We start from the raw sequence: 21,903 nt of genomic DNA, 5'->3' as shown, positions 1-21,903 counted from the left end.
ATCCTGCCAGGGCTGAAATGGTCGCCATGGTCGTTGCCACTTGTGTCATTTTCTTACATCAAAAGCGACTACGTATATCTACGGATTGCCTTCGGTAGATCAGTGTAATTCAAAATACATTCTTTTCCCGATTTCCGGCGGCCTTGCGCGGGTCTACCTTTACATCGAAAACAAAGAAGCTTTTCGTTGTCGCAGTTATGAAACCGGAAATAGAAAACATACGCGTTACCAGAACGGAAACCACCCCGGCCTCGGACCACACGGTTCGGCCTTCGCGCAAAGCAAGTCAATCGTCTACAAAAAAAAAGTCATACCAATCTTCCACTAAAATGAAAAAGAACCTGTATCAGGACAAAGACAATGGAACGTCTGGCGGGTCCAGCGTCCACGTTACACCCTCCGAAACCGTTACGGTCGATCGCCTCAAGTTTATCGACTTTCAGGGACAGGTGGATGCCATCAGCAAATCGCAGGCGGTGATCGAGTTCAACATGGATGGCACCATCATCTATGCGAACGAAAACTTTTTGAACGCTATGGGGTACACGCTGGGCGAAATCAAAGGACGACATCACCGGATGTTTGTGGAAGAAACCTATGGACGTGGCAAAGCCTACGCCGATTTTTGGGCAAAGTTGAATCGTGGCGAATACATCTCCGACGAATTCAAGCGCGTGGGCAAAAACGGAAAAGAAGTATGGATTCAAGCATCCTACAATCCCATCATGGACCTGAACGGCGTGCCGTTTAAGGTAGTAAAGTATGCCTCCGACATCACGGAACAAAAACTCCAGAACATCGACACGCAAGGACAACTCGACGCCATCGGACGTTCGAACGCCGTCATTGAATTTAACATGGACGGCACCATCATCACAGCAAACGAAAACTTTTTGAAAGCCACAGGCTATAGCCTGAAAGAAATAAAAGGCAAACATCACCGCATGTTTGTGAGCGCCGAATATGGTCGTAGCGCCGAGTATCACGATTTCTGGGATACACTGAATCGCGGCGAATTCCTTATCGGCACCTACACCCGTGTGAACCGCCGGGGCGAAGAAATTTATCTGCAAGCGTCCTATAATCCCATCGTCGACATCGATGGCCAGCCGATCAAAGTTGTGAAGTATGCGCTCGACATGACGGAAGTGATCCGCGCCATTAAAGCCATGGCGAAAGGCGACCTGAGCCAACGCTGCGACACATCGGTCGACAACAACGGCCTCACCGCCGAAGTGAACAAGACCCTGGAGAATCTGAACTCCGTGCTGGCGAACATCAGCCAGGGTTCGGATGTGGTGGCCCAATCGTCGGACCTGCTGCAAAAGAAAACAACAGACATGAAACGCGGCACCACCGAAACGGCCAGCGCCATTTCGCAAATGGCAAAAGGTGCACAAGACCAGGCACTGCGCACCGACGAATCGTCGAAGCTCATCAACCACGTGATGAACACATCGACCGACATGGAGAAGAAGGCACACTTCATCAACAAGACGGCCGAAAAAGGATTGGAAAGTTCTACACAGGGCATGAAGACCGTGAAGGTGCTGGTGACCAACATGAGCGGCATCAAGGATTCGGCTGGTCAAACAGCACAGTCCATCGCCGTGCTCACCAAACGCACGGAAGAAATAGGTCGCACACTGAATGTGATCACCGACATCGCCAGCCAAACCAACCTGCTGGCCCTGAACGCGGCCATTGAAGCGGCACGCGCCGGCGACGCCGGACGAGGGTTTGCCGTGGTAGCCGAAGAGATACGCAAGCTTGCCGAAGACTCGCGCCGCTCGGCCGTTGAAATTGAAAAAATTATCGGCGATGTTCAGAAAGACACACAAGCTGCCGGCAAGGCCATCGACATGATGGAAGCCAGCGTGAAAGACGGAAACAAGTCGAGCATGGAAGCGGAAGTGATCTTCCAGGAAATTGCCAAGTCGAGCGAAGAAACATTTAGCGCTTCGAAGGAAATCCAGACGGCCACCATCACGCAAAAAGAATCGATCACCACGGTGGTGAAAAACTTCGAGCAGATTGTGGTGGTGTCGGAAGAAACCGCAGCGGGCACGCAACAAGTGGCCAGCTCAAGCCAGCAGATGAGCAACGGCATGCTGGAGATTGCCAAGGCCGGCGACGAACTTTCGGCCGTGGCCGCCGAACTGCAAGCCGGCATTCAGCAATTCAAACTCAGGAAATAATTAAGGCGCGTTGGGCGGATGATTCGATTTCGCCGCCCATGCCTTTCTGTAAAATCAACACACGATATGTCAGACGTAAAAACATCGGAAGCTCCCGCCAAAGCACAGCGCACACTGCAGATTGTGGTGTTCAAGCTGGGGCAGGAAGAATACGGACTTCAAATCGACCAGATCAAGGAAGTGGTGATCACCCCCACCATCACCCGCATGCCGCAGACGCCACCCTATATCAAAGGCGTGGCCAACATCCGCGGCAACGTCATTGCCATCTTCGACCTGGAGGAACGCTTCAACCTGACGCGCACGCAGAAAGAAGGCAACAAATATACGCTGGTGGTAGAGAGTGAAGACGTGAAGCTGGGCCTGCTGGTGAGCGAAGTGCCCAACACAATTTCGGTGAACCCGTCGGACCTCGACGAATCAGTGAGCATCATCAACGACGCCAGCACCGAATCGAACTACATCAAAGGCATCATCAAATCGCGCGACCGTCTCATCATTCTCATCGACATCTTCAAGGTGATTGATTATGAAATGAGCGAGTCGATCAAAAAAACCGTTGGCGCATCATGACCGAATACAAGCTTGGCATTGGTGATGTGGTTACGTCGTCGCACCCGGCGTTGTATACGTGCTATGGATTGGGCTCGTGCATCGGACTGTTTGTGCAGGATCGCGTGACGGGACTTGCCGGTGCGGCACACATTTTTCTCCCCGACCAGGAAAACGCACCGCATGAACGCAACAAGTTCTACGATGTGAAAACGGCGCTCGACGAAATTCTGGCCCAGTTCAAAGACAAGGGAAGCACGCTCAACACCCTGCGCGCAAAAATTGCCGGCGGCGCCAATGTGATTGGCACGGGCAAAGGCGTAGGCGCGGAGAATGCCTCGTCGGTGATCCGACGTCTCACGGAAAACAAAATCTTTATCGCGGCCATCGACATCGGCGGCAGCGAAAGCCGAACCACACGGTTCGAAAGCACCACGGGTCAACTCAACGTGAGCAAGCCCGGTGCGGTACATTATAAAATCTAGAAACCAAAAACTGAAGTGAACATGGCTAAGAGTGTTTTAATTGTCGACGATTCATTGTACATGCGTACCCTGATCAAAGACGCCCTGGAGTTGGGTGGATACAACGTGGTGGGCCAGGCGGCCAATGGCGAAGAAGCGATCGACCTTGCGTTCGAGTTGCAACCCGACCTCATCACACTCGACAATATTCTACCCGACATGATTGGCACTGACATCCTGAAAGTGTATCAGGAAGAAGGGCTGAAATCAAAAGTGGTGATGATTAGCGCCGTGGGTCAGGAGTCGGTGGTGAACGAAGGATTGCGCCTGGGCGCGAAGGCCTATATCGTGAAGCCCTTCACCAACGATCAACTTGTAGCCGCCATCAACAAAGCCTAGTTTTTTCCGCTATGGTCCGGCCCCGCATTCGCACCGTATTGATCGATGACTCTGCGTTCATGCGCAAAGTGATTGGCGACATGCTGAAAAGCGACGACACCATCGACCTCGTGGGCGTGGCCAACAATGGTCAGGACGGCACGCAAATGGCACTCACCCTGAAGCCCGACGTGGTGGTCACCGACATGGTGATGCCCGACTACGACGGTGTGTATGTGGTGAACGCCGTGATGGAAAAACATCCGGTGCCCATCATCCTGCTAAGCTCCCTGGAGAAAACCGACACACGCATTTTTGATGCCCTGCAACATGGCGCGTTTGAATTCATCGACAAGCCTACCGACATACACCGCCTTGACCACGGCCAGTACAAATTGCTGGACCTTATCAAGCAGGCGTCGCGCACCGACATCTCGCGGCTGAAGGGAAAACAGAAAGCAAAACAGAACGCGAATCACCACAGCTTTGACCAGACGCACTACGAAATCGTGGTGATCGGTGCCTCCACCGGTGGTCCTGGCGCCGTGGAATACATCATCAACAATTTGCCAAAAAATCTGGCGCTTCCCGTAATCATTGTCCAGCACATGCCGGCACGTTTTCTTGAAACGTTTTCACAGCGGCTGAACGAAAACAGTCCGTTAACGGTGCGCCTGGCGCGTAAGGGCGAAACACTAAAGGGTGGAATTGTATATCTCGCACCCGGCGACGCCAACATGCGCATCGACAAAAGTCACCTTACCGGCGCGCCGATGGTGGTCTTTACCGAAAAGCAATTCAAAGAATACAATCACCCTTCGGTTGACTGCCTGTTCGAATCGGTCGCCGAAAAATATGGGCCTCAGGCAATCGGCGTCATTCTCACCGGCATGGGGAAAGACGGCACACAAGGCATGAAGAAAATACGCGAGGCTGGTGGCTTCACCATTGGCCAGGACGAAGCATCGTGCGTGGTTTATGGTATGCCAAAGGCGGCGTTTGAAAGCGGCGCTGTGCGACAGGTTGTGGCATTGAAAGAGATACCGGGTTTTATAGTCAGTTGTTTATAGTCACCGAAGAAAATCCTCCAAAAGGTCATGAAAAACAAAGAAGAAGAGTATAAAGAAATTTTCCTGGCGGAAGCGATGAGCAATTTCGAGGAGATCAACCGTGTGCTCACCCAACTGGAAAAAACACCGGGCGACAAAAACACGGTGCATGCGTTGTTTCGCATCACCCACACCCTGAAAGGTAACGCCGCCGGCATGGGCTTCACGGGCATCGCCGAAATGGCTCACGTGCTCGAAGATTTGTTTGGCGAAGTACGCGACGGACGGATTTCGCTCGACGAAAATATGTTTGCCTCCGTCTTCAAAGGAGTTGACACCCTGGGCAACCTGGTGAACGCCGTGAAAGACAACTCGGAAGTAAAATACAAAGGCATCAAAACCAAACTCGACGTGCTGCTGAAGCGCGCCAAAGAAGATTCAAAAAACACAAGTCATACCGTTCAGGAAAGCTTTCAGTCATTTCACGCCGAAGCAGAAGTGGAGAGCGACGACAGCAATGCTCCTGAAACGAGTGCAACACCTGAACTGAATAACCAGGTTTCATTCTCTGACCTGGTTCAGGTTCCTGTGCGCAAGCTCGACAACCTGTTGAACCTGGTGGGTGAACTCATCATCGAAAAAGATCGTATCCTCGCCGCACAGGCTGGCAAGGGGTTGCGCTCAAACGAATATGCACGCCTCAGTCGCATCAGCTCCGATCTTCAATATTCCGTGATGGACGTGCGGTTGGTTCAGGTTGGATTTCTGTTCAACAAATTTCACCGTGTGGTGCGGGATGCGGCCACGTCGGAAAAGAAAAACGTGATGCTGAAGCTGGAAGGCACCGAAACCGAAATCGACCGGAACGTATTGCAAGTGATCAGCGATTCCATGATCCACCTCATTCGCAATTGCGTGGGCCACGGCATCGAAGAACCCGAAGAACGCATCGCCGCAGGCAAACCAAAAGACGGTGTAATTACCCTGAGCGCCCGCAGCGAGACCGACGCGGTGCACATCGAAATAAGCGACGACGGCCGCGGTCTCAACTATGAAAGGATCAAGCAAAAAGCCATCGCCAAAAAACTCATCACCGCCGAAGACGCCGAGAAGCTGACACGCGAAGACCTGAGCATGCTCATCTTCGAACCCGGCTTTTCGACGATGGAAACCGTGACCTCCATTGCGGGGCGCGGGGTTGGGATGGACGTGGTGAAACGCATGCTCGACTCCATCGGCGGCACCATACGCGTGGCCAGCAGCGAAGGACAGGGTACCGTGATGTTGCTCACCATGCCTTCGTCGATGGCCGTGAAAGCCTCCCTCCTGTTTGAACTGGAGCGCGAAGTATACGCGATACCTCTGGCCTATACCGAGTCGGTGATCTCCCTCTACAAAAGCGACATTCACATGGCCGGCGGCGGCCTGGTGGCGACACACCTGGGAAAAAATTTCGCCGTCGTTTTTCTAAAGGATATTTTCAGAAGTCCGTCAGACACTGCTGCGCAGTCGGCCAACACCTTGCAAAACACGTTTGCCAAAATTCATCCCGAGGAAAAACTCGAAATTGTTATCGTAAGCTTCAACAACCGGAAGGTGGGCATCGTGGTCGACAAACTTCTGCAACAAAAGGAGATCGTGGAAAAGCCGCTGATGCGCCCGGTTGACAAGGTTAAGTTCATTAGCGGTGTCACCATTCTGGGGAGCGGCAATGTATGTCTGGTAATGAACATTCCGCACCTCCTCAATTTCATCTTTGGTTTCAGTGCCGGCAACAAGGCGGCCCGAAATTTCACATTAAACTAATTTTTCCATGAATATCACACCTCGTGAACGTTTTCTCATTCAGGTTATGAACAGCGGCTTTCAACGCGCTGCCGTTTCCTTCTCAAAACTCATCAACAAAGACGTGCGCATCGTGAACAGCGACGCCACCCTCCTGCACGGAGAAGAAGACTTTGGCGGCATTGCCGAAGAAGAAGGTGAACTGAACATTCTGATCACACAAATCATCGGCGACATTTCGGGCAAGAGCTTTCTTATTTTTAACCGCGACGAGAGCCAGGAAATTTACAAAGCGCTCAACACCAAAGTGAGCAACGACGCGCTCAACGAAGCCTTTCTTCTCGAAATCGACAACATCATTTCAGCATCGGTCATCGCGGAGTTGTCGAACTTTTTGTCGCTTGAAGTGTATGGCGATGTGCCGCGGTTGGCAAAGGTGCAGTCCAAAGACTTGAGCGCGTTTGTGTCGCAGGAGATGCGCTCCGACGAACCGTTCAGTATGATTTTTTGCAACACCACGTTTCAGTTTGAAGGTGGCGACAAAGTGCATCCCCAGTTTATCTGGAAATTGAGTAGTAAAGTATTTGAAAAGGTACCAGTCGAAAAATTATCGTTACTATGAAAAAACGCATCCAAGGGTTGTCTTTCATTCTGATACTAGCCTTGATCGTCACACTTGCCACCCTGATTCTGCGCTTGCCGTATGGGTGGTCCGTTTCCGCCGCCACGGTTTCGTTGTGCGCCGGACTGCTGTTGTTGCAAACCTGGATGCTCTATGTAAAAAAACTCCTCATCAAATCGAACACCGCCCTCAACAAACCCCCGAAAGCGTCGGCCTGGTCGTTCGACAACATGGCCTTGCTGAAAGAAAATCAGGAAGAGACACACAAAAAATTTTCCGTATCGGCAGAGCTGATCACCAACCTCACGCATCCTGAAAAAATAGTCGCTACCGCGGGTGTCGATTTTAGCGATCCCATTGGCAAAGCGCTTTTGCTTATCAAATCGGAGATGCAAAAGATTAAAGAGGAAGACGAAAAACGCGCCTGGGTCACACAAGGCCAGGCCGACTTTGGCGAAGTGCTGCGCAACAAGGTGGAAGTGCACGAATATGGAAACAACATCATGCTCTACCTGGTCCGCTATCTGAAAGCGAATCAGGGAAAGTTTTTTATTGAATACGAAGACGAGAACGGTGACCCCTACCTGGAACTGATCGCCTGCTATGCCTACGACAGACGCAAACACCTGTCCGAAAAAGTTTATGCCGGCCAGGGCGCGCTGGGCCAAAATATGCTGGAGCACGACTTTGTGTTCATCACCGACGTGCCCGACTCGTATGTGAAAATAACCTCGGGTCTTGGTGAAGCCACACCGCGCAACCTCGTGATCGCTCCCCTCATCTTTAACGAGACCTACTGCGGTGCCATCGAACTGGCGTTGTTCAACGTGATGGAGCCGCACCACATCGAGTTCCTGAAAAAAGTTTGTGAGAACATCGCGTCAGAAATCATGGCCCTGAAAACCATGCGACGCACCGAAGATTTGCTGGGCGCCTCCCGCACACTCACCGACGAGTTGCAGTCGCGCGAAAGCCAGATGAAAAAGAATCTTGACGACCTCGCGGCTTCCCAGGCAGAAATTGCACTGAAACAGACTGAGCTGTCGGGTGTGATCAATGCCATCGACTCCACACTGGGCACGGCGGAGTTTAACGCAACGGGTCGATTGCTGAAGCACAACATGATCCTCGAAAAATTCACCGGCCTCACACCCGAAAACCTGGCACACAAAGACTACTCGCTCATCACCGGCCAACGCGAGGAAACGTTATGGCGCAAAATATGGAACGGCGAAATTCGTTCGGGCGACTACAAAACACAAAGCGCGTCGCGGGGCGAGCTTTGGTTGAGCGTTACGTTCACGCCCATCACCGACGCGTCACTAAACCCGGTGAAGCTGTTGTGCATGATCCAGGACATCACGCAAAAGAAAGTGAAAGAAATCGAATTCGAACGCCTGTCGATCGTGGCCAACAACACCGACAACTCGGTGATCATCACCGACAAGCTCGGCTACATCGAATATGTGAACAGTGGCTTCACCAAAATGACGGGCTTCCGCGCCGATGAAGTGACCGGCCAGAAACCCGGCAAACTTTTGCAAGGCCCGCTAACCGACAAGAAAACCATCGAAAAACTGAGTCGTCACGTTGCCGGCGGCATTCCCATCTACGAAGAAATTTTAAACTACAGCAAGACGGGCGACACCTATTGGGTATCGCTCGCCATCAACCCCGTGCGCAACAGCGAAGGCGAAATCGTGCAATACATCTCCATCCAGGCCGACATCACACAGACCAAGATCAAGGCCATGGACTTCAACCAAAAGCTGGAGGCGCTGAGCCGTTCAAACGCCATCCTGGAAATTGATCCGCGTGGCATCGTGATCGACATCAACGACAACTACCTGAACATTCTCGGCTACTCGCGCAACGAGGTGCTCGGCAAATCCTATTCATTGTTGACCCAAAAAGACAATGTGTTCTCGAAGCTTATCGACACCGTAAAAGATCAGGGAATTCAAAGCGGTGTATATTCGCGCTACAGCAAAACCGGCCAGCTCCATTTCATGAAGTTGCTCGACTACCCGGTATTGAACCTGAACGGTGAGCTTGAAAAAATAATCGAGTTTGGCACCGATGTATCAAACGAACGGCGTCTTGAAAAAGAAGCCGAACGTCGCGAGGCGGAATTGAAAAGCTACCTGCATGGCATCGACAACACCATTGCCTCAGCCGAATTCAGCCTGGCGGGCGACCTGCTGCAAGCCAACGAAATATTTCTGAAAGTGATGGGCTATGCACGCGAAGACTTTGTCGAGACGGGATTCAAATATCTGCTGGGCGAAGATGCCGCCACGGTGATGATGTGGGAAAACCTGCGTCTTGGAAAATTCTTTTCCGGCGAATTCAAAATGAAGAACAAGGCCGGAAAAGAACTATGGCTCAACGGCACGTTCAATCCCATTTTTGTAGAAGGCGACACACCGGAAAAGATCATGATGTTTGCCCAGTTCACTACACAGGAAAAAGAGAAGGTGAACGATCTCAACGGCATGGTAAATGCCCTGAAGTCCACACTGCCCGTGCTGGAATTCAATCAGCAGTTCACCTGCAAGACGGCCAACGAAAAGGCGATGAAAATCTTTGGCTTCTCGCGCATGGACCTGCGCTCGAAGACGATTGAAGACTTTATTGCACCACACTATCGCCACTTGTGGCAAAAGTACAAAGATGAAATTCTACGCACCGACGTGGCTAATTTTTACATTCCTTTCCAGGCCGGCGAACGCATTGTGACCTATGAAGTGAGCCTGTCGGTGATTCGCACTCTCGAAGGCGAGATTGGGAAGATCATTGTGCTCCTCGTGAAAGAAGCAACGGATATTGATAAGGTTTCGGCTCTGAAGGTTGTATAATACAAATTGACAAGATCGCTATGATAACGGAGGTTTCGGACGAGGAGGTTAATGCGCTCTTGAACAGCATTCTGGTGCGCTATGGAATAGACTTCACCTGCTATGAGCCCAAGTCGCTGCGCCGGCGCATCATTCGCATATTGAACCACTTTGAGTTTCCTTCGGTGCAGGACCTGTGGATAAAATTTTTGCGCGACTCCAATTTTGTGAACGTGTTCATGAACGAAGTGAGCGTGGGCATGACGTCGATGTTTCGCGATCCCATCTTGTGGACCAATCTGCAAACCCGGTTGCGTCAGGAATTTATTTCGCGCGGTGCCATCAACACCTGGCACGCGGGCTGCTCAACCGGTGAAGAAGTATATTCGTTTGCCATCGTTCTAAAAGAGAGCCGCTTGCTTCATAAGGCAAAAGCCCATGCCACCGATTTTAATCGCAATGCCCTCGAAGAAGCACAGCACGGTGTGTATCATAAAATAAAAATGCTGCAGAACGAAGCCAACTATCGCGAATACAACACCACCACCAATTTTCACGACTACTACACGACTGACGGAAAAAATGCCACCATGGACCGCAAACTCGTGGCCAACACACAATTCAGCTATCACAACCTCATCACCGATTCGTTTTCGTCAGGATTCGACATCATCTTTTGCCGCAACGTGATGATCTATTTCGACGCGCCCGCGAAAACAAAGCTGCTCGATAAATTCCATGCCGCGCTCAATCCCGGAGGATATCTCATCATTGGGTTCTTCGACACCATCACCCACCTCATGGACAGTCAGAAATTTAATCTGGTAGACGAGCAGGCAAAAATTTTTCAGAAGGTCTGAGCAACCCGGTTATGCTCACAGAAACCCTCCTATACCAAACATAAACAGGAACGGCTCTTCGCGCGAAGCGCCGAAGCTCACGTTGAAGGCAAACTGGTTCATGAAAGGTGCCACGTAAAATCCACCACCATACCCCTGGTGCCAGTAGTTGGCGCTGTCGGAATCGGAGCTGGCCCACACACGCCCGATGTCGTAGAATGCTCGCACGCCCACTTTCACGGGAATGAAACTGTTTCGCGTTTGCAGAATCTGCCATCGCAGTTCGGTGTCGAGATAACCCTTCGACTCGCCGGTGTAACGATTTCGCGGGAAGCCATGCAGGTCGTTGAGCTGACCCAGCGAAAACAGTTTATAGAACGGCAAGCGACCGCTGGTCCATCCGGCACCACCCTTCACACCAAACGTGAGCGGGTGGCTGGAATAGGTTGAGAGGTAGTGTTCCAGTTCCACTTCGGAGACTGAAGCCTTGTGACCACCGTCCTGATTAATGTGAAGCAACTCGCCCGACATGCCCAGACGGAAACCACGTTGTGGCAGAAAGCGGTCGTCTCGAAAGTCAAGGTTAACCAATCCTTTCGCGCTCACCATGTTCAGTTGGCTGGTGCCATACACTTCCGGTGCATCGGCGAGATAGCTGTCCCGTCGCGTGAGACCCTTGGCCGATTCGAAGCCTGCTGTGAACGCCACCTGACTTTGCTTCCAGAACGAGCGCATCAATCCGGCACGTACCAAAACAGAATTGAACTGAGCACGATAGTAGGTGCTGCTCACATCGGCGCGACGTTTGGTGTCGTTACCCACACCGAAAAAATAATTATAGTTGAGCGGGCGCGAAACACCTGCTTCGCCAATGCCATCCCATTTGCCCACCAGATAGCGAAGCTGATTTTTATAGCTCACGTCAAAATTGCCCGTGCTGCTGATTGAGCCTGACAGCACGTGCCGCACACTGAAATCAGGCTTCGAAAAATTGTGTCGTGTAAACACCGTGCGCACGTGTGCCGCCAGGCCGTTGAAAGGATTGTAGGTGATCAGGCCAAAGGGAAAATACGTGTTGTAGGCAAAGGCCGTCCGCTGATAGTGATAGAGATTCTCGTCCTTTGGCGTGACGCGTTTTGCTTCATGCCCCGTAGCGATTGTTGAGTTGTTGTTTTGCTGATAGATAAGTGTGCGCTTCGATGCACCGCGAACGCGCGACACATCCGTGATGCTGTCGCCGGCATCGCCGCCCACGATGCGAATCAGAATGGATTGGGTTGCTTCGCCCTCCACGACAAACACATCGTTGTTGGTGAGACCATAGAGACGAATCTCTTTGGTTTCGGAGGGAACAAAGGTCCGTCTGTAATACACTTTCGTGGTATCGGGCTTTTGCTTGTCCACATCGCAGACCATCACGGTCACCGTGCCGTCGGCATGGCGTGTGGCCCTGAAGTATTCGGATTTGTTGGAGCCCACCACATCCACTTCGCGCGCCAGCATGTCGTAGTAAGCCGCGGCATAGCGAGGGAGATCTTTTATGCGTGCCCGCAGCTTGGCTTCGATAATGGCACCGTCTGTTGCATAGATTTCCGCGGGCATCTGACGCACAGCCTGCGCGATGTCTTCCGGGGTGATGCGGCTTTGAATTTCTTTGGCGGCGTTGATCCAGTCAGCGCGTGTTAGCTGGTTTGTCAACAGTCGGTCCATGTGCCGGGCCTGGTGCATGAGGCTGCGAAGGCCCTTAATGGTGTAGTCAAAATTTTCGCCGCTCTCCTTGGCCCACGCGCGATCGGCCAGGTAGGGAAGCACACCATCCCAGCGCGAAAATACGTGATCGCGGTCGCGTGGAATGGGGCGGTACAAAATGCCGCCGTCGCGGTTGTAGCCGGCCCACTTCCAGTTGTCTTCGTGCTTGCCCCAATCGCCCACCCAAATATCAAACACACGGGCGCGACAAAACTCAAAGCGGTCCACACGGTTGTCGTGGTCCTCATATAGTTTTTGAAAAAGTTTATAGCTGCGCTCGATGTGATCGGCGTTGCCAAAAATTTTTTCCTTCCTGATCTTATCCGTTGGCGAATCTTCGAGCATGCCCAACAGGTTGGCATACTGCGAACGATATTCACCCAACCGCGCACTCTCGGGGAGAATATACAACGTAGGGCGTGCATGAAGAATGTCAATGCGGTCGAGCAAATAGGAAGCCGCCAGGGCGCCATAGGGTTGTTGGGTGCTGGTCTGGTCCTTAATCACCTGCGACACCACCGTGCCCCGCACATCATAGCTCAACGCTTTCACCGGATCTTTGTTGACAGACCTGAACACATACTCCCTCCCATCTCCGCCTGACAACTTCAACGACGTGGTCTGACGGCCTCCGCCTTTCTTAATGACGGTCAATCCCTGAAAGGTCGTGTCGAGATTAAGAGCGTTCACCTGGATGGCCGCGTTCCACGAGCGCCGGTAGTGTGCGCCCAGCCAAAGCCTGCCTGCCTTGTTGATGTCATACTCCTTGCCGGCAATAACAGTTTGTGACGAGGGCGGTGTTGTCAGGGCGTCGGCCAAAGGTTGCACAGCGACCACGTCGGGTGGTGTCAACACACTTTCTGTTTGCGGCTCCAGCGTTTGGGATGTGTATTTGAAGAAACGGCTGGACACTTTTCCTTCAGCATTATAGGTGAGCTCAATGAAACCGGGGGCTGACGACGCAAGCATGGCGCCGGGGCTTCGATAGACAAATGCGCCGTCGGTCAGCGCGCCGCTGTTCACCAGAACATTGTTGCCGTGTTTCACAATGGATTGATTCTTTTCATGACCCGACGCCATAATCAACCCCGCATAATCGCTCATCATGTTGTCGAGCTTTTTGCGCACGCCATCGAGGCGTTCGTTGACCAGGTCGTTACTGGACCCGATGTTCTGGTGAAACGAAACAAGCGCGCTTCCCATCAGGGGTGGTGCGAGATAGGCCGTGGCCGGAAAATGGCCACCATAGTTTCCCAGCGAGGCAACGGGAAAGTGTGACACCAAAAGCACGCGTTTGTTTTTGCTTTCATCCAGCAGGTCGTTCATCTTTTCGAGGAACACCCCCTCGTCGGCCACGCTGCAGGCGTTCATGTAGGGCAACGGTTTTTCGTAGGGATGATTCCACCACTGTGCATTCAGTAAAATGATGTCGACAAATGGCGGCAGCGAAAATGTCCACGGGCCCGGGCAGCCGCTATCGAAATAGAATATCAGTCTCGGGTGTTTTGCCTTCTGGGTTTGGTGTTCCAATTGTTGTAAGGTCTCCCAGCCGTTGCGGGCCGAATTGTTCCACTCGCGTTCGCCCTGATTCACCAGCAGGGTGAGCTGTGGATGTTTGTCGAGGACCTGGCCGGCAACCTCAAGCCATCGCGCGATCACCGCCGGCTCGGCAGGCGTTGAAAATGCATCGCCATTAAACACCCACACGGCAGGTCCGGAAGTCTGCGCCGCATAACGGTCGACAACGGAAAAGAGCGCCTCCACATCCTGAACATCAGCACTGTTGCCCGTGAGCACAACGCGCAGGGTCTGACCTTGGGCAACATTCGGTTGCGCCAACAGCCATACACCGATTATAAAAACAAACAGAATATTTTTTTTCCCCATAGAGTCAATACGAAACGAGCAGACGCAAAATATAAACCCAAAGATTGCATTGTGCAAGCGATCGTCGTTGGTCATTGACTTCGGATGAGCACTGTCCCTCAGGCGACGGGCACTTCCTTTTGTTTGGCTTCCAGTTTTTTCAAATTTCTGCGCTGACCCTTTTGCAGTTTCTTGCGACCATAAGGCGTGAAATAGCGATGTTCCCGAAGCAACGCCAGCGAGTCGGCCAACCATTCGGCTTTGTTCACTTTCAAGCCGGTGGTCGATTGAATTTCTTTTCGCAGCAAGACGTTGCGCCGGGCAAATTTGCGTGTGCCCAAATGAAACAGGTCGGCATCACAAAGGATCTGCTCCACCAGCGTTTCGGGTTCCTGTGGCAAACGCGTCGCCAGAATGGCCCCGCGCACTTCGTGAATAAAATCCGGGTCCGCCTCCTTGTCGTTCAGGAAAACTTCGGCCGCCTGCGCGCTGCGTGCTTCGTGACCAACCGAACCCTGCACATATCCCACGTCGTGAAACCATGCCGACAGCAACAGTGCAATGCGTTGTGGCTTGCTTAATGGCTGACCTTTGGCCAGACGACGTGCGGATTTCACTACTTCTTTGGTGTGACGAAAATCATGGTACACCGCGCCTTCGGGTTTATGTTCACGAAAAAGATTCCGCACGTGACGCCGGGCACTTTTTACCCATTTCAATTTAGGCTTTGTCATGGCCGTTCGTTATCATTTTTTAAGATGGAATTCGATATCCCTGCATGCTTCACGCACCCTACCCCGTTAACAATAAGGCAACAATAAAAGGCGGCTACCGGCACGAAGATGTGATGAAACACGCTGTAGAATTTCGCAGCAACCTACCCGTTACCATCTGCAAAACTACACACCGCGCAGCCTCAGCTCCATAGCTAAACCAAAGGTTTTCTTGTACAATTCGAGGTTGTCGGTTCCGCGCGTCAGCATACAGGACGACGATTCCTTATTGGGTGAGCAAATCCATTTTTCCAAACCCCACGGTTTCGCGATACATCTGCGGCGACACGTCGGCGTTGGTTTTGAAAAAGCGGCTGAAATAATGTTCATCGTCATAGCCCAGCGCGTAGGCAATTTCTTTCACGGCCTTGTTGGTGAGGTAGAGCTCACGTTTGGCCTCGATGATGATGCGTTCTGAAATGAGTTCGGTCAACGTTTTGTTGAAATGTGTTTTGGTGATTTTAGCGAGGGCTTTCGGAGAAATGTTCAAGGCCTCGGCATAATCGCTGGGGGCGTGCCGGGTCCTGAAGTCGCGCTCGATCGTATCTTTCAACGTCTGCAAAATGAAGGGTTCTTTCTGACCGGCATCTACGTTAACAGGCTGTGGGTGTTGTTCGGCTTTGAGACGCGACGCAGTGATCAGGAATATCTTTAAGTAAGAAACCAGCAGTTCGTATTGGGCAAGGGCGGGATTTTGCACTTCCGTGCGCATGTTCTCCAACAGCATGTTGAAGGTGGTGGCCGAAGGTGGATCGATGAACGTGAACGGCGGTTGATAGATGTTGTTGAACAACACGCCGTTACAGGCCACTTCCTTCTGGTGCATGTGGATGCAATAGAAATCCGGATGAAATTGGATGGCCACTCCCCGCTGGGGCGATGTGGCCGTGAACATAAACGGCTGATAGGGTGCAAACGCAAACAAGGTATCTTCCTCAAAATCGTAGGTCGAAAAATCGACACGCACTTTGCCACTGCCCCGCTGCATCCAGATGAGGGAGTAATAGTTGTTGCGTTGCAAATGGTCGAACGCACAATTGTTGTCAAACGTGAAGAGCTTAAACGCGAGGTTTCCGTTTTGGGGATTGATGAGGGTGTATACCGATTGCGCTGTCATGCGTGAAGGGAAGTAAGAAGGTTAACTGTCGTGTCGATACGATGCATTGACAAAGGAATGTCGAAAGTGGTTCCCTTCCGACATTCCTTTGCATAAAAAAACCAGATCCGAACGATCTCAAACCGTTGCAGGCTCCAGGCTCTTCACCACCGGAAAATCGATGGCCGTGTTTGCCGTGTTGTTCAGGTAGTTGGTGAGAATATTCAACGCTACGTGCCCGACAAGTTCGCCAACCTCGCCTTCGGTGAAGCCCGCTTGTTTCACGGCGGCCACGTCGGCGTCGTTCACCAGACCACGTTTCTCTACCAGCGTTTTTGCAAACCGGAGGGCGGCGGTAGTTTTGGCGTCGGCCGATTTTGCCTGGCGTGCATCGTCCAGAATTTTTGAGTCCACCTTCATCAGGTTGGCACCGATGAATGTGTGGGCCGAAAGGCAATAGTCGCAGCTGTTGCTTTCCGCCACGGCCAAGGCAATGAGTTCGCCGGTCTTGGCACCCAGTGTGCCTTTGCCAAGCGCGCCGCTAAACGTGAGGTAACCTTCCAGCAAGGCAGGAGAATTGCCCATGGTGCGCATCATGTTGGGCACTAGGCCCAGTTTGCCCTGAACGGCGTTGAATAATTCCTTGGTTTTGCCAGTAGCTTCGTCGGGGTGCAATGCTGTTAAACGTGTCATGTTCTTGTTGTTTTGGTTTCGTCGATATTGACGATACAAAGGTGCGCGGCCGCAGCCGACGGGAACATGGAGGATTGACGCAAGGGCATGGACAAAATTCCCCGCCCGGCGTTGCAGGCTTGGGATGGGCCGGTTGAGGCATTTACTCCCCGATACTTTTCAAGAACTGACCCTTATCGCGCGTATTGATGACAATCTGTTTGGTTTCACCCTTCTCCGTCTTGAACGACAACACAATCCCTTCCTTACTTTCCTTTGCCGAACCTATCCGATGCAGCGGAACGCGATGCACAAGATCGTGCTGACGGGTGATGCCGGCCAACAGTAAAACACTTCTCAGCCAAAGTTCCTTGTCCGTAACAATGATGTCGAGCGAACGGCTTGCACCTCCTATTTTCGTTTTCCACGATTTCATGGAATAGCCGAGCGCCGTTTTGTCGCGGTAGACGATAGTGACCGTTTTCAGATCCGGAAAAATTGACAACGCCGCTTTGCCCTGGTCGTAAAAGGTTTTCAACATAACACCGCCAACGGCCAGAATCACGAGAATGACTATTGAACTAATGTCCATAGGCTATGCCGGTTGCTCTTCTTGCGGAAGTTGTTCCTGCTGTGATTTTTCATTCACGATGGCGTATAACAAAAACGCACACACTCCAAGTTCTCTGAAGATCAGGGTGATCCACAGCACATGCTTCGCCTCAATAATCAAACGCTTTCGGTCTCTCTGAATGATGACGGCGGTAATCACATTCAGAATCAGCGACAGCCCTATGTTGACAGCAAGTGCAAAATACACCTTGTCCGTAGGAAGCATTTCAAAATATTGCATGGCCTCCCCCTCGATCTGCCGGGCGGCATAGTCTATGATCGCAAACCCTGCCAACAACAGCATGTATCGTATGATGAGCTCAGAATATTTTTCTATCATGATCGTTTTCTTACTATGTAAATGAGATACAGGATGCCGGCCATCAAAGGCGAGGCGACGGCCAATAAAAAAACAGGAATACTGATTGCTCGTTGTTTCCGTGCGAGCGCCAGAAAGCCAAAAGCCACTACAAGATTAACAATCAACCACTGGTGCCTCTCAAACACAGGATAAAATTCATAGCTAACGATGGGCATCAGGAGCAAAGGCAGCAATACTCTCAAAAGAACGATCAGCAGCAACAACAACGTTACGCGAATCAGCTCCGTTGCAAACACCTCTTTTGAAATAGTTCGGGTTGTGTCCATTAACATTCGAGAATCCGGATGGATATCAGACGCCGAAAGTAAAGGAACCGCTATAATTAAACAAACTCCTGTGGTTATCGATTTCAATTTCAGGGCACGGATCGTCCTCCGAAACAACTCGCTGCAATTCGCCTATCTTTGTTCCCGATCTTGACCCCATGCAAACCGACAAATTAACGCACCCACTCGTCAAAGCCGCCATCGACGCACTTCAGCAAGGTGATGCCAAAGCCTGGTTCGCGTTGTTCACCCACGATGCCGAACTGTATGACGACGGACACAAAATGAACTTCACCACCTTCTTCACCAAAGCGCTGGGACACGAACGGTTCACGCACATCGACAAAGTGGAAGGGAATGGGCTGGACATTTATGGCCGGTTCCACTCCGACCAGTGGGGCGATTTCAAAACCTTCTTCAGGTTTCAAGTGAACGCCGACGGAAAAATAAACCGGCTCGACATCGGGCAGGCGAACTATTAATAGTATTTAGCATGGAAGGACGACGCATTCCCGTGACCGAAGAATTTCAGGAGGCCTTCTCGCATTTCTATGCTGCCGAAAACAAAACCCGGGAAGCCGTAACCAAAACACTGCTCCCCTCCTTTCAGACCATTCTCATTTTCAGTTTCGGAACCCCGGTCCATTTCACCTCGCCACGCCAAACCAGACTGGAGATCGACAAGTGTCTCCTTGTTGGCCCGGTGAAGCAGCCCATGGACTACACCCTTCCACCCAACGCCGACATCCTGGTGGCCAACTTCAAGGCCGACGCCTTCTATCGTTTCTTCGGACAATCGCTAGCCTCGGAACACGTGCCCATTCACCCCGACGATTTGCTGGACGAAAACTGTTTCACCAACCTTTGGCGTTTGCTGCGCGACAAACCTCCGGCCTCGCGTGTGCACGACGTGCTCGAATTCTGTCGGCCCTATCTGAAAAAACGCGACACCGCTTTCGAACGCATCGCCACCTTTAACAACATCGGCGAGAGTCCCATCAAAGCCATCGCCGAAGAAACGCAACAGAGCGAGCGCACCGTTCAGCTCAACCATAAAAAATATCTGGGCTACAGCGCCAAAGAGATCAACCGTTATCATCGTTTTCTGAATGCCATCGAGCAGCTTCAAAAACTTTCGGAAACATCGACACCCGTGGACTGGCTCGACCTCGTGAGCCGCTGTGGCTATTATGATCAAAGTCAGCTCATCCACGATTTCAAGCATTACCTCAATTTATCGCCCACCCAATTCCTGAAATTCCAGCAGGACGTGTGTATGGCTACACCAGACTAAAGGTCCGTTTCGTTTTCTTACAATGCCACGGAGGTGGTCCCCTCTACTTTTGTATCAACAAACACCAAAATACAAAAGCTATGAAACACCTTGTCGTTTACGCCCATCCCAACCCTGCAAGCCTGAACCACCATTTTCTGCAAACGGTGGTACGAACCCTCGAAGCCGGAAACCATCATGTGGTGGTCCGCGACCTCAACAACCTTAACTTCAACCCGGTGCTGTCGCTCGAGGACATTCAGCAACAACGCAAGGGCGTGGTGGAAGAAACTGTAGCGGTGGAACAGGAATTCATTGCCTGGGCCGAAGTCATCACCTTCGTCTATCCCATCTGGTGGACGGGCATGCCCGCCATCCTGAAAGGCTACATCGACCGCGTGATGAGCTACGGTTTTGCCTATCGCTACGACCAGGGTATACAGAAAGGGTTGCTCACCGGCAAAGCCACCATCATCATCAACACCCACGGCAAGTCAAACGCAGAATATGCCGCCACCGGCATGGACCGGGCGCTGTCGCTCACATCAGACAAAGGGATCTATACCTATTGCGGGCTGGATGTGCTGAAGCACTTTTTCTTCGACCGTGCCGACCGTCCTTCCATCGAAACAGTGGCCGCGTGGACCGAAGAAGTGAAGACGCTCTATGAAGAGCAATTTGAAGTGGCCAGGATAGCATAAAGCAACGCATTCATTTTTTCACGACGCCCATCGTTTCCAGCCATTGCAGCAAGGTGGCTTCCTCCTGCGCCGAGAGCCGGATGGCATCGCCCTTGGGCATACGACGTTTCACAAACACCTGCTTGTAGATCCGTTCGGCGTGTAGCTCCATAGTGGCGGGCGTGAACACTTTGCGGGGGTTGTTCCTGACATGACACACATTGCACTTCTGTTCCAGCACGGTCAGCGCACGGGCCTTCACATCATCGATGCGACCGGCCTGCCTGCCCAACGGACCAGCAGCTTCCACGGACACATGCATCAGCGACACCATAGTTGACAGCAATAGGATGTATTTGAATTTCATGGTTTTCTGATAGTAGACTGATTCACTTTTCAGCACTAAGGCATCCCAGAATAACAAAGGCGATGGAGAAGAAGGCGCACACGGTTCGCACCATGTTCAGACTGTTCCAGGGTTGTTCGAACGACAGTCGCCGTGCGGCCACCGAAGTGGGCGAAGCGCTCGCCACATCAAACGCGGCCAGCGCTTCGTTTAGTGGAACGTTGCCCACCACGGTGACGCCGAACACACCAACCCCATAGGCCAGCGTGGCCGCCAGCAAAAACCAAAACCGTGCAGGCATAGGTTGGGCAAACTGTTGATAGGTGGCCACCGGCAGCAAGACCAGCGCTCCAAAAAAGCCCGCGAAGAATACCGGGTTGAGAATGGCGCTGTTCATGGCCTGCATAGCCGCGATATACTCACGGTCGGGCAGTTTGGCCAGGCCGGGGGTGACCGAAAATGACCAGGAATAGAACAGACCGGCCATGAGGGCGGTGGCTACGGCCGCGCAAAGCAGGATGAGGTTGGACGTTGTGACCATGTGTAGTTTTATTTTTTAGTAAAACTACGGCGGTCGCGAAACGCAAAATTGAACAAAACCGACAGCTCAGCCCATCACAGGGAAAAACTTTCGGACCCGTCGGATTGCTTTTGAAATTCGTTGGGAGAATAGCCCGCAAATTCTTTGAACGAGCGGATGAAATGCGATTGGTCGGCATAGCCGTTTTGGTAGGCCACATCCGACAGTTTGGTGAACTGATTTGTCTTCAGCTGTTTTAGCGACGCCTGAAAACGGCAGATCCGGGAAAACAGCTTTGCCGAAATGCCCACATGCTGTTCGAACTTGCGCTCGAAGCTGCGCTCGGAAAGCTTTAGTGTGGTATGCAATTCCTTCAGCGACACGTTGCCGTTTGCCTGCACAATGTGCGACATGGCATAGTGCGTTACCGGATCGACGATGGCGTTGTTGCGTTTGATGAGCGTGATGAAATGCGACGACAACAGATCAACCTGATCCAGCGTAGACGGCAGTTCGAGCAGGCGGTTGGGCATTTGCTGGGTCACGGGCAACAGCCGAAGATCAAGACATTGGTCCGTGAGCTCATGTGCGTTGAACCGGAACACCGACTTCAGCGCGTTAGGATAAAAACGAATGCCCATCCATTTGAACTTGCCTTTCACATAAAGTTCTGTGCGCGTCAGGGTTTGTCCGTATAAAAACGTGGCCGGCATTTGTTTGCCCGACTTGTCGTAGAAATTTCCGTCGCCGGCCTGTTGAAAAATTATGCCGGGGCAACCGTCCACCAACGGGCCGATGGTTTTGGGCGACGGGTCTGTGCCGTCGTCTTCCATGGTCCAAAAACATTGAATGAAATCCTTGAGATAGTCCGGGGGTGGTATCTGGGTATATTTCATGCCGTATTGAACGCACGAACAACTACCAAAGTTATGCAACGACGCGTG

The 21,903-nt window shown here is 51.9% G+C and carries 22 protein-coding genes; 12 read left to right on the top strand and 10 right to left on the bottom strand.

Annotated elements, in window-relative coordinates; genetic code table 11:
• Window positions 1-329: 329 nt before the first annotated feature.
• The 9 genes from JI741_RS07720 to JI741_RS07680 all read left to right on the top strand — a co-directional run bounded on the left by JI741_RS07720 (window position 330) and on the right by JI741_RS07680 (window position 10,745).
• Window positions 330-2,198 (top strand): methyl-accepting chemotaxis protein, encoded by a 1,869-nt coding sequence (locus tag JI741_RS07720; protein ID WP_202008467.1) that lies wholly within the window; start codon window positions 330-332, stop codon window positions 2,196-2,198.
• Window positions 2,199-2,264: 66 nt separating this feature from the next.
• On the top strand, window positions 2,265-2,771 hold the full coding sequence (locus tag JI741_RS07715) for a chemotaxis protein CheW (protein WP_202008466.1): 507 nt from the start codon (window positions 2,265-2,267) through the stop codon (window positions 2,769-2,771).
• Window positions 2,768-3,235, top strand: a complete 468-nt coding sequence (locus tag JI741_RS07710) for a chemotaxis protein CheD (RefSeq protein WP_202008465.1) — start codon at window positions 2,768-2,770, stop codon at window positions 3,233-3,235. The genes JI741_RS07715 and JI741_RS07710 overlap by 4 nt, the downstream gene beginning before the upstream one ends.
• 21 nt (window positions 3,236-3,256) lie before the next feature.
• The gene (locus tag JI741_RS07705) at window positions 3,257-3,613 is read left to right on the top strand and encodes a response regulator (protein ID WP_202008464.1); all 357 of its coding nucleotides are present in this window, start codon (window positions 3,257-3,259) and stop codon (window positions 3,611-3,613) included.
• Window positions 3,614-3,624: 11 nt separating this feature from the next.
• A complete protein-coding gene (cheB, locus tag JI741_RS07700) occupies window positions 3,625-4,662 on the top strand; it encodes a chemotaxis-specific protein-glutamate methyltransferase CheB (protein ID WP_202008463.1) in 1,038 nt (345 codons plus the stop codon).
• A gap of 27 nt (window positions 4,663-4,689) precedes the next feature.
• A complete protein-coding gene (locus JI741_RS07695; protein ID WP_202008462.1) occupies window positions 4,690-6,447 on the top strand; it encodes a chemotaxis protein CheA in 1,758 nt (585 codons plus the stop codon).
• Between the two features lie 7 nt (window positions 6,448-6,454).
• A complete protein-coding gene (locus JI741_RS07690) occupies window positions 6,455-7,048 on the top strand; it encodes a chemotaxis protein CheC (RefSeq protein ID WP_202008461.1) in 594 nt (197 codons plus the stop codon).
• Window positions 7,045-9,906 carry a PAS domain S-box protein gene (locus tag JI741_RS07685; RefSeq protein WP_202008460.1) on the top strand — a complete coding sequence of 954 codons (2,862 nt, stop codon included), beginning with the start codon at window positions 7,045-7,047 and terminating at the stop codon, window positions 9,904-9,906. The genes JI741_RS07690 and JI741_RS07685 overlap by 4 nt, the downstream gene beginning before the upstream one ends.
• A 20-nt stretch (window positions 9,907-9,926) precedes the next feature.
• Window positions 9,927-10,745 carry a CheR family methyltransferase gene (locus JI741_RS07680; RefSeq protein WP_202008459.1) on the top strand — a complete coding sequence of 273 codons (819 nt, stop codon included), beginning with the start codon at window positions 9,927-9,929 and terminating at the stop codon, window positions 10,743-10,745.
• A 15-nt stretch (window positions 10,746-10,760) separates the two neighbouring features.
• Here JI741_RS07680 and JI741_RS07675 read toward each other — a convergent pair whose 3' ends face one another.
• The 7 genes from JI741_RS07675 to JI741_RS07645 all read right to left on the bottom strand — a co-directional run bounded on the left by JI741_RS07675 (window position 10,761) and on the right by JI741_RS07645 (window position 18,140).
• Window positions 10,761-14,360 carry a BamA/TamA family outer membrane protein gene (locus tag JI741_RS07675; protein ID WP_202008458.1) on the bottom strand — a complete coding sequence of 1,200 codons (3,600 nt, stop codon included), beginning with the start codon at window positions 14,358-14,360 and terminating at the stop codon, window positions 10,761-10,763.
• 98 nt (window positions 14,361-14,458) lie between these two features.
• Window positions 14,459-15,073, bottom strand: coding sequence for an HD domain-containing protein (locus tag JI741_RS07670; protein WP_202008457.1), 615 nt, complete (start codon window positions 15,071-15,073; stop codon window positions 14,459-14,461).
• Between the two features lie 265 nt (window positions 15,074-15,338).
• Entirely contained in the window at window positions 15,339-16,229 is an 891-nt protein-coding gene (locus JI741_RS07665) for a helix-turn-helix domain-containing protein (RefSeq protein WP_202008456.1), read from the bottom strand.
• Between the two features lie 117 nt (window positions 16,230-16,346).
• The gene (locus tag JI741_RS07660; protein WP_202008455.1) at window positions 16,347-16,901 is read right to left on the bottom strand and encodes a carboxymuconolactone decarboxylase family protein; all 555 of its coding nucleotides are present in this window, start codon (window positions 16,899-16,901) and stop codon (window positions 16,347-16,349) included.
• 142 nt (window positions 16,902-17,043) lie between these two features.
• Window positions 17,044-17,472: a hypothetical protein gene (locus JI741_RS07655; protein ID WP_202008454.1), complete on the bottom strand. Its 429-nt coding sequence runs from the start codon at window positions 17,470-17,472 to the stop codon at window positions 17,044-17,046.
• A gap of 3 nt (window positions 17,473-17,475) precedes the next feature.
• A complete protein-coding gene (locus JI741_RS07650) occupies window positions 17,476-17,832 on the bottom strand; it encodes a hypothetical protein (RefSeq protein ID WP_202008453.1) in 357 nt (118 codons plus the stop codon).
• On the bottom strand, window positions 17,829-18,140 hold the full coding sequence (locus JI741_RS07645) for a hypothetical protein (protein WP_202008452.1): 312 nt from the start codon (window positions 18,138-18,140) through the stop codon (window positions 17,829-17,831). The genes JI741_RS07650 and JI741_RS07645 overlap by 4 nt, the downstream gene beginning before the upstream one ends.
• Before the next feature lie 158 nt (window positions 18,141-18,298).
• Between JI741_RS07645 and JI741_RS07640 the strand changes: the two genes are divergently transcribed.
• From JI741_RS07640 to JI741_RS07630, 3 genes are all read left to right on the top strand, one after another.
• On the top strand, window positions 18,299-18,622 hold the full coding sequence (locus tag JI741_RS07640) for a nuclear transport factor 2-like protein (protein WP_202008451.1): 324 nt from the start codon (window positions 18,299-18,301) through the stop codon (window positions 18,620-18,622).
• An 11-nt stretch (window positions 18,623-18,633) separates the two neighbouring features.
• Window positions 18,634-19,434: a helix-turn-helix domain-containing protein gene (locus JI741_RS07635; RefSeq protein ID WP_202008450.1), complete on the top strand. Its 801-nt coding sequence runs from the start codon at window positions 18,634-18,636 to the stop codon at window positions 19,432-19,434.
• An 80-nt stretch (window positions 19,435-19,514) separates the two neighbouring features.
• A complete protein-coding gene (locus JI741_RS07630; RefSeq protein WP_202008449.1) occupies window positions 19,515-20,114 on the top strand; it encodes an NAD(P)H-dependent oxidoreductase in 600 nt (199 codons plus the stop codon).
• 10 nt (window positions 20,115-20,124) lie between these two features.
• Here the strand turns inward: JI741_RS07630 and JI741_RS07625 are convergent, their stop codons facing one another.
• From JI741_RS07625 to JI741_RS07615, 3 genes are all read right to left on the bottom strand, one after another.
• Entirely contained in the window at window positions 20,125-20,460 is a 336-nt protein-coding gene (locus JI741_RS07625) for a hypothetical protein (protein WP_202008448.1), read from the bottom strand.
• Window positions 20,461-20,482: 22 nt separating this feature from the next.
• A complete protein-coding gene (locus tag JI741_RS07620) occupies window positions 20,483-20,980 on the bottom strand; it encodes an anthrone oxygenase family protein (RefSeq protein ID WP_202008447.1) in 498 nt (165 codons plus the stop codon).
• A gap of 74 nt (window positions 20,981-21,054) precedes the next feature.
• The gene (locus tag JI741_RS07615) at window positions 21,055-21,855 is read right to left on the bottom strand and encodes a helix-turn-helix transcriptional regulator (protein WP_202008446.1); all 801 of its coding nucleotides are present in this window, start codon (window positions 21,853-21,855) and stop codon (window positions 21,055-21,057) included.
• Between the last annotated feature and the right edge of the window lie 48 nt (window positions 21,856-21,903).

The organism is Chryseolinea lacunae, from assembly GCF_016735595.1.
Lineage (GTDB): Bacteria > Bacteroidota > Bacteroidia > Cytophagales > Cyclobacteriaceae > Chryseolinea > Chryseolinea lacunae.
This window is presented reverse-complemented; position numbering and strand designations above follow the sequence as displayed.

What these genes read in the sequence shown, in the direction of transcription:
- JI741_RS07660 (WP_202008455.1), bottom strand. Translation starts at nt 16,901, where the DNA reads ATGACACGTTTAACAGCATTGCACCCCGACGAAGCTACTGGCAAAACC.
- JI741_RS07635 (WP_202008450.1), top strand. Translation starts at nt 18,634, where the DNA reads ATGGAAGGACGACGCATTCCCGTGACCGAAGAATTTCAGGAGGCCTTC.
- JI741_RS07695 (WP_202008462.1), top strand. Translation starts at nt 4,690, where the DNA reads ATGAAAAACAAAGAAGAAGAGTATAAAGAAATTTTCCTGGCGGAAGCG.
- cheB (WP_202008463.1), top strand. Translation starts at nt 3,625, where the DNA reads ATGGTCCGGCCCCGCATTCGCACCGTATTGATCGATGACTCTGCGTTC.
- JI741_RS07650 (WP_202008453.1), bottom strand. Translation starts at nt 17,832, where the DNA reads ATGATAGAAAAATATTCTGAGCTCATCATACGATACATGCTGTTGTTG.
- JI741_RS07690 (WP_202008461.1), top strand. Translation starts at nt 6,455, where the DNA reads ATGAATATCACACCTCGTGAACGTTTTCTCATTCAGGTTATGAACAGC.
- JI741_RS07705 (WP_202008464.1), top strand. Translation starts at nt 3,257, where the DNA reads ATGGCTAAGAGTGTTTTAATTGTCGACGATTCATTGTACATGCGTACC.
- JI741_RS07630 (WP_202008449.1), top strand. Translation starts at nt 19,515, where the DNA reads ATGAAACACCTTGTCGTTTACGCCCATCCCAACCCTGCAAGCCTGAAC.
- JI741_RS07675 (WP_202008458.1), bottom strand. Translation starts at nt 14,360, where the DNA reads ATGGGGAAAAAAAATATTCTGTTTGTTTTTATAATCGGTGTATGGCTG.
- JI741_RS07680 (WP_202008459.1), top strand. Translation starts at nt 9,927, where the DNA reads ATGATAACGGAGGTTTCGGACGAGGAGGTTAATGCGCTCTTGAACAGC.
- JI741_RS07640 (WP_202008451.1), top strand. Translation starts at nt 18,299, where the DNA reads ATGCAAACCGACAAATTAACGCACCCACTCGTCAAAGCCGCCATCGAC.
- JI741_RS07670 (WP_202008457.1), bottom strand. Translation starts at nt 15,073, where the DNA reads ATGACAAAGCCTAAATTGAAATGGGTAAAAAGTGCCCGGCGTCACGTG.
- JI741_RS07720 (WP_202008467.1), top strand. Translation starts at nt 330, where the DNA reads ATGAAAAAGAACCTGTATCAGGACAAAGACAATGGAACGTCTGGCGGG.
- JI741_RS07645 (WP_202008452.1), bottom strand. Translation starts at nt 18,140, where the DNA reads ATGGACACAACCCGAACTATTTCAAAAGAGGTGTTTGCAACGGAGCTG.
- JI741_RS07625 (WP_202008448.1), bottom strand. Translation starts at nt 20,460, where the DNA reads ATGAAATTCAAATACATCCTATTGCTGTCAACTATGGTGTCGCTGATG.
- JI741_RS07620 (WP_202008447.1), bottom strand. Translation starts at nt 20,980, where the DNA reads ATGGTCACAACGTCCAACCTCATCCTGCTTTGCGCGGCCGTAGCCACC.
- JI741_RS07685 (WP_202008460.1), top strand. Translation starts at nt 7,045, where the DNA reads ATGAAAAAACGCATCCAAGGGTTGTCTTTCATTCTGATACTAGCCTTG.
- JI741_RS07615 (WP_202008446.1), bottom strand. Translation starts at nt 21,855, where the DNA reads ATGAAATATACCCAGATACCACCCCCGGACTATCTCAAGGATTTCATT.
- JI741_RS07665 (WP_202008456.1), bottom strand. Translation starts at nt 16,229, where the DNA reads ATGACAGCGCAATCGGTATACACCCTCATCAATCCCCAAAACGGAAAC.
- JI741_RS07715 (WP_202008466.1), top strand. Translation starts at nt 2,265, where the DNA reads ATGTCAGACGTAAAAACATCGGAAGCTCCCGCCAAAGCACAGCGCACA.
- JI741_RS07710 (WP_202008465.1), top strand. Translation starts at nt 2,768, where the DNA reads ATGACCGAATACAAGCTTGGCATTGGTGATGTGGTTACGTCGTCGCAC.
- JI741_RS07655 (WP_202008454.1), bottom strand. Translation starts at nt 17,472, where the DNA reads ATGGACATTAGTTCAATAGTCATTCTCGTGATTCTGGCCGTTGGCGGT.